This window comes from Phytoactinopolyspora endophytica (genome assembly GCF_004138495.1).
Taxonomy (GTDB): domain Bacteria; phylum Actinomycetota; class Actinomycetes; order Jiangellales; family Jiangellaceae; genus Phytoactinopolyspora; species Phytoactinopolyspora endophytica.
Genome location: NZ_RZHA01001795.1, coordinates 1 through 1,383, shown reverse-complemented (window position 1 = coordinate 1,383; position 1,383 = coordinate 1). Strand labels below are relative to the sequence as shown.

Annotated in this window: 1 protein-coding gene; it reads left to right on the top strand. The window is 63.3% G+C overall.

What is annotated here, in order from left to right:
- Window positions 1–49 precede the first annotated feature (49 nt).
- Entirely contained in the window at window positions 50–1,381 is a 1,332-nt protein-coding gene (locus ELR45_RS34220; RefSeq protein WP_205857831.1) for an IS630 family transposase, read from the top strand.
- The last annotated feature ends 2 nt before the right edge of the window (window positions 1,382–1,383 follow it).

Below are 1,383 nucleotides of genomic sequence, written 5' to 3'. Positions count from 1 at the left end.
CTAGTGTGTCGAGCCGTTATTTCATACGTTAAGTGAATAGACTGCCTGTATGTTGGACACGGTGTCGGCTGCTGCTGAGTTCGTACTGACTGATGAGGAGCGTGACCAGTTGGTGCGCTGGTCGCGGGGGGATTCGGCGCGGATGGCGATGCGCGCGAAGATCGTCTTGGCGTGCGCCGAGCCTGGCGTGGTGTATGCGCAGCTCGCTGATGAGCTGGGCGTGACCCGGATGACGGTGATCAATGTGCGCCGCCGGTTTAGCGAGTCGCGGCTGGACGGCCTGGTGGATCGGCCGCGTCCGGGTCGGGCGAAGGTCGAGCTGATGGTCTCCGATGCCGAGCGGGAGCAGCTGGTGCGCTGGTCGCGGCGGGCCAAGAGCTCGCAGGCGTTGGCGTTGCGGGCGCGGATCGTGCTGGCGTGTGCGGACGGAGCGTCGAACAAGCAGGTCGCCTCCGATCTTGGGATACAGCCGAACACGGTGCTCAAGTGGCGGCGCCGGTTCGTGGCCAAACGGCTGGACGGCCTGATGGATGAGCCGCGCCCGGGACGGCCGCCGTCGGTTTTGCTGGACAAGGTCGAAGATGTGGTCGTGGCGACGTTGGAGGAAGTACCGACCGATGCCACACATTGGTCGCGGGCGTCGATGGCGAAGCGTTCCGGGTTGTCGAAGTCCACGATCGGGCGGATCTGGCGCAAGTTCGACCTCAAGCCCCACCGGCAGGACACGTTCAAGATCTCCACCGATCCGTTGTTCGTGGAGAAGGTCGTCGACGTGGTCGGGCTGTACCACCATCCGCCGGAGAAGGCCGTCGTGCTCTGTGTCGACGAGAAGTCGCAGGTGCAGGCGTTGGACCGGTCGCAGCCGGTGCTGCCGATGATGCCCGGCATGCCCGAGCGGCGCACCCATGACTACGCCCGTCACGGCGTCACCAGCCTGTTCGCCGCGTTCGACATCGCCACCGGAGAAGTCATCTCCGAACTGCACCGCCAACACCGCGCCGTCGAGTTCAAAAAGTTCCTGGTCACGATCGACAAGAACGTCCCCGACGAGCTCGACGTGCACATCGTCTGCGACAACTACGGCACCCACAAGACACCCGAGATCAACGCCTGGCTGGACCGCCATCCCCGGTTCCACATGCACTTCACCCCGACCGGATCGAGCTGGGTCAACCAGGTCGAACGCTTCTTCGGCCTGATCACCGACAAACTCATCCGCCGCGGCGTACACACCTCCGTGCCCGCCCTCGAAGCCGACATCCGCAACTGGATCAAGAACTACAACGACGACCCAAAGCCGTTCGTGTGGATCAAGACCGCCGACGAGATCCTCAACTCGCTCACAAAATATATCGCACGAATTAAAGGCGCAGGACACTAGTG